Annotated in this window: 3 protein-coding genes; 2 read left to right on the top strand and 1 reads right to left on the bottom strand. The window is 72.3% G+C overall.

Going from position 1 to position 4,939, the window contains the following annotated elements; translation table 11 throughout:
• Positions 1–3,553: multifunctional oxoglutarate decarboxylase/oxoglutarate dehydrogenase thiamine pyrophosphate-binding subunit/dihydrolipoyllysine-residue succinyltransferase subunit (locus tag CTKZ_RS17365; RefSeq protein ID WP_124344120.1), on the top strand; the 3,553-nt coding region annotated here is incomplete at its 5' end.
• An 87-nt stretch (positions 3,554–3,640) separates the two neighbouring features.
• Here CTKZ_RS17365 and CTKZ_RS17360 read toward each other — a convergent pair.
• A complete protein-coding gene (locus CTKZ_RS17360) occupies positions 3,641–4,597 on the bottom strand; it encodes a GlxA family transcriptional regulator (RefSeq protein WP_124344119.1) in 957 nt (318 codons plus the stop codon).
• Between the two features lie 94 nt (positions 4,598–4,691).
• Here CTKZ_RS17360 and CTKZ_RS21710 point away from each other — a divergent pair, with 94 nt between their 5' ends.
• Positions 4,692–4,865: a hypothetical protein gene (locus CTKZ_RS21710; protein ID WP_160142930.1), complete on the top strand. Its 174-nt coding sequence runs from the start codon at positions 4,692–4,694 to the stop codon at positions 4,863–4,865.
• The last annotated feature ends 74 nt before the right edge of the window (positions 4,866–4,939 follow it).

The raw sequence follows: 4,939 nt of genomic DNA, 5'->3' as shown, positions 1-4,939 counted from the left end.
GACGCCCCCGCCGTCCCCGGCCCCCGCAGCCCCGCCGGCGGTGAGCGCCCCCGCGGCGCCCGCACCCACCAGGACGACCGAGCCGCCCGCCATCACGTCGCCGATCGCGACCGCGCAGCCGGCGACCGCGCCCTACGCGCAGGTCGCGCAGCGCCCGACGCGCATCGAGGCCGCCGAGTCCGGCGACGACGTGCAGAAGCTCCGCGGCCCGGCGGCGCGCGTCGTGACCAACATGGAGGCCTCCCTCGAGGTCCCGACCGCGACGTCGGTGCGCGCCGTGCCGGCCAAGCTCATGGTCGACAACCGCATCGTCATCAACAACCACCTCGCCCGCGGCCGCGGCGGGAAGGTGTCGTTCACGCACCTCATCGGCTACGCGCTCGTCGAGGCGCTCGCCGACATGCCGGCCATGAACGCGGCGTACACGCTCGTCGACGGCAAGCCCGGCGTCCTGCAGCCCGCGCACGTCGCGCTCGGCATCGCGATCGACCTCGCGAAGCCCGACGGCACCCGCCAGCTCCTCGTGCCGTCGATCAAGAAGGCGGACACGCTCGACTTCGCGCAGTTCTGGAACGCGTACGAGGACGTCGTGCGCCGGGCGCGCGGCAACAAGCTCGCGGTCGACGACTTCGCGGGCACGACGATCTCGCTCACCAACCCGGGCACGATCGGCACGGTCCACTCGGTCCCGCGCCTCATGCAGGGCCAGGGCACGATCGTCGGCGTCGGCGCGATGGAGTACCCCGCCGAGTTCGCGGGCACGTCCGAGGACCGCCTCAACGCGATGGGCGTCTCGAAGGTCCTCACGCTCACGAGCACCTACGACCACCGCATCATCCAGGGCGCGCAGTCCGGCGACTTCCTGCGCATCCTCGGCCGCAAGCTGCTCGGCGAGGACGGGTTCTACGACCGCGTCTTCGCGGCGCTGCGCGTCCCCTACGAGCCCGTCCGGTGGGTCCGCGACACGTCGAACGACCCCGACGACGAGGCCATGAAGCCCGCCCGCATCGGTGAGCTCGTCCACGCGTACCGCTCGCGCGGGCACCTCATGGCGGACACCGACCCGCTCGCCTACCGCCAGCGCAAGCACCCCGACCTCGACGTGCAGAACCACGGCCTCACGCTGTGGGACCTCGACCGCACGTTCCCGACGGGCGGGTTCACCGGCAAGCCGCGTGCGCGCCTGCGCGACGTGCTCGGCCTGCTGCGCGACTCCTACTGCCGCAGCGTCGGTGTGGAGTACATGCACCTGCAGGACCCGCGCCAGCGCCGCTGGCTCCAGGAGCGCCTGGAGTCCGGCTACGCCCGGACGCCGCGCGAGGACCAGCTGCGCATCCTGCGTCGCCTCAACGCCGCCGAGGCGTTCGAGACGTTCCTGCAGACCAAGTACGTCGGCCAGAAGCGCTTCTCGCTCGAGGGCGGCGAGTCCGTCATCGCGCTGCTCGACGCGATCCTGTCGAAGGCCGCCAACGCGGGCCTCGACGAGGTCGGCATCGGCATGGCGCACCGCGGCCGGCTCAACGTGCTCGCGAACATCGCGGGCAAGTCGTACGCGCAGATCTTCAGCGAGTTCGAGGGCAACCAGGACCCGAAGTCGGTCCAGGGCTCGGGCGACGTGAAGTACCACCTCGGCACCGAGGGCACCTTCACGGCCGAGTCGGGTGCGACCACCCAGGTCTACCTCGCCGCGAACCCGTCGCACCTCGAGGCCGTCGACCCGGTCCTCGAGGGCATCGTGCGCGCCAAGCAGGACCGCATCGACCTGGGCGGCGACGGCTTCTCCGTCCTGCCGATCCTCGTGCACGGCGACGCGGCGTTCGCGGGCCAGGGCGTGGTCTTCGAGACGCTCAACCTGGCGCAGCTGCGCGGGTACCGCACGGGCGGCACGATCCACGTCATCATCAACAACCAGGTCGGCTTCACGACGGGCCCGTCGTCGTCGCGCTCGTCGCAGTACGCGACCGACGTGGTCAAGGGCCTCCAGGTCCCCGTGTTCCACGTGAACGGCGACGACCCCGAGGCGTGCGTCCGCGTCGCCGAGCTCGCGTTCGAGTACCGCGAGCAGTTCGACCGCGACGTCGTCATCGACATGCTGTGCTACCGCCGCCGCGGTCACAACGAGGGCGACGACCCGTCGATGACGCAGCCGCTCATGTACAACCTCATCGAGGCCAAGCGCTCGGTCCGCAAGATCTACACCGAGACGCTCGTCGCGCGCGGCGACATCTCGCTGACCGAGGCCGAGCAGGCGCTGCAGGACTACCAGCAGCAGCTCGAGCGCGTGTTCGCGGAGACGCGCGAGGACGGCTGGACGCCGCCGCCCGCCGAGGCCGAGGCCGTCGCGGGCCTCGAGCGCCCGGAGTCGCAGCTCGAGGACGCCGGCATCATGGTCGGCTGGAAGACCGCGGTCGACCGGGGCACGCTCGAGCGCATCGGCACGGCGCACGTGCGCCCGCCGGAGGGCTTCACCGTCCACCCGAAGCTGCAGCAGCTGCTCAACAAGCGCGAGCAGATGTCGCGCGACGGCGGCATCGACTGGGGCTTCGGCGAGCTGCTCGCGTTCGGCTCGCTGCTCGTCGAGGGCACGCCCGTGCGCCTCGCGGGCCAGGACTCGCGTCGCGGCACGTTCGTGCAGCGGCACGCCGTGTTCCACGACCGCGAGACCGGCGCCGAGTGGACGCCGCTGCTCTACCTGTCCGCGGACCAGGCGAAGTTCTGGGTCTACGACTCCTCGCTGTCGGAGTACGCGGCCCTCGGGTTCGAGTACGGCTACTCGGTCGAGCGCCCCGACGCGCTCGTGCTGTGGGAGGCGCAGTTCGGCGACTTCGTCAACGGCGCGCAGACCGTCATCGACGAGTTCATCTCCTCCGCCGAGCAGAAGTGGGGCCAGCGCTCGTCCGTCGTGCTGCTGCTGCCGCACGGCTACGAGGGCCAGGGACCGGACCACTCGTCGGCGCGCATCGAGCGGTTCCTCCAGATGGCCGCCGAGGACAACATGGTCATCGCGCAGCCGTCGACGCCCGCGTCGCACTTCCACCTGCTGCGCCGGCAGGCGTACCACCGGCCGCGCAAGCCGCTCGTGGTCTTCACGCCGAAGTCGATGCTGCGGCTCAAGGCCGCGTCGTCCGCGGTCGAGGACTTCACGACCGGCACGTTCCGCCCGGTCATCGGCGACGACCTCGCCGCGGCCAAGGCCGGCCAGGTGAACCGCGTGGTGCTGTGCTCGGGCAAGGTCTACTGGGACCTCCTGGCGGAGCGTGTCAAGACCGGCGACGAGCACACCGCGATCGTGCGGTTCGAGCAGCTCTACCCGCTCGACGAGGACGCCGTCCGCGAGGCGCTCGCGCCCTACGGCGACGCCGAGCTCGTGTGGGTCCAGGACGAGCCGCGCAACCAGGGCCCGTGGACGTACCTGTCGACGCACCTGCCGCAGCTCATCGGCCGCGAGCTGCGGGTCGTGTCCCGCCCGGAGTCGGCGTCGCCGGCCGCCGGGTCCGCCAAGCAGCACCAGGCGCAGCAGGCCCGGCTCCTCGAGCAGGCGTACGCGCGCTGACGTCCCCGCGGACGACACGAACCCCTCGGCCCTTCGTCGGAAGGTGCCGGGGGGTTCGTCGTCGGTGGCGCGCCGGCAGCGCGGGCGTCAGCCGACCGGGACCTCGACGCTGAACGTGCGGCGGTAGGCCTGCGGGCTCGTGCCGAGGGTGCGTGCGAAGTGGTGCCGCAGCACGGCCGCGGTGCCGAAGCCGCAGAGGCGGGCGATCTCCTCGACGGTCGCGTCGGAGCGCTCGAGCATCTCCTGCGCGCGCACGAGCCGCTGGCGGGTGATCCAGGCGGCGGGCGTCGTGCCGGTCTCCGACTTGAAGCGGCGCGCGAAGGTCCGCTCGGAGACGAACGCACGCGCGGCGAGGTCGGGGACGGTGAGGTCCTGGTCGAGGTTCTCGACCATCCACGCGAGCAGCGGGGCGAGCGTGTCGGCGTCGCACGGCAGCGGCGTGTCGACGTACTGCGCCTGGCCCCCGTCGCGGTGCGGGGGCACGACCATGCGGCGCGCGACGGCGGAGGCCATCGCGGCACCGAGCTCGCGGCGCACGAGGTGGAGCGCGGCGTCGATGCCGGCGGCGGTCCCCGCGCTCGTGATGACGCGGTCGTCGTCGACGTACAGCACCGCGGGGTCGATGACCGCGGAGGGGTACCGGCGCGCGAGCTCGGTGGTGTACATCCAGTGCGTCGTGCAGCGTCGCCCGTCGAGCAGCCCGGCCTCGCCGAGCGCGAACGCGCCGCTGCAGATGCTCATGACCCAGGCACCCCGGTCGTGGGCGCGGCGCAGGGTGTCGAGGACCGCGTCGGGGACCTGCGTCGGCTCGCCGTACGCGGTCATCACGACGAGGTCGACGTCGTCGGCGGCCTCGAGCCCGTGCTCGACGAGCAGGGAGAAGCCGGCCTTGGTGGTGACGAGACCGGGCTCCGGGGCGCACACCGTGAAGTCGAAGCGCGGGCCGCCGGTGTCGGTGCGGTCGATCCCGAACACCTCGCAGGTGACGCCGAGCTCGAAGGGGGCCGTGTTCGGCAGGACGATCGCGGCGACGGAACGGAGCATGCCGCCAGTATCCCCACAGCAGTGGCGGAAACTCAACGGTCATCGTCAGTTCTGCCACTCGTGGCGCGACTTCGATGGTCGGAGAATTTCTGCCATGACCACTTTCTGGATCCTCGTCGCACTCGCCGCCGCGGCCTGGTGGGTCACCCGCCTCGTCCTGGCCGTCCGCGGGGACGGTCTCGGCACCACGCCGCCGCCGTCGTCGCACGCCGACTGGTCCGACGCAACCTCGGACCTCCCGTCCGAGCCGTTCCGCGTCGCCGGCTGACGCCGCACCCGCAGCCACCCGTGGGGCGGCGACGCCGGTCCACCGCCGGGGTCGCCGCCCCGCGACCGTCGACC

It is taken from the genome of Cellulomonas algicola, from assembly GCF_003851725.1.
In the GTDB taxonomy this organism is placed as follows: domain Bacteria; phylum Actinomycetota; class Actinomycetes; order Actinomycetales; family Cellulomonadaceae; genus Cellulomonas; species Cellulomonas algicola.
The sequence above is the reverse complement of the archived record's forward strand: the minus strand, read 5'-3'. Positions and strand labels throughout refer to the sequence as shown.

Coding starts and splice junctions, on each gene's coding strand:
- CTKZ_RS17360 (WP_124344119.1), bottom strand. CDS start 4,597: ATGCTCCGTTCCGTCGCCGCGATCGTCCTGCCGAACACGGCCCCCTTC.
- CTKZ_RS21710 (WP_160142930.1), top strand. CDS start 4,692: ATGACCACTTTCTGGATCCTCGTCGCACTCGCCGCCGCGGCCTGGTGG.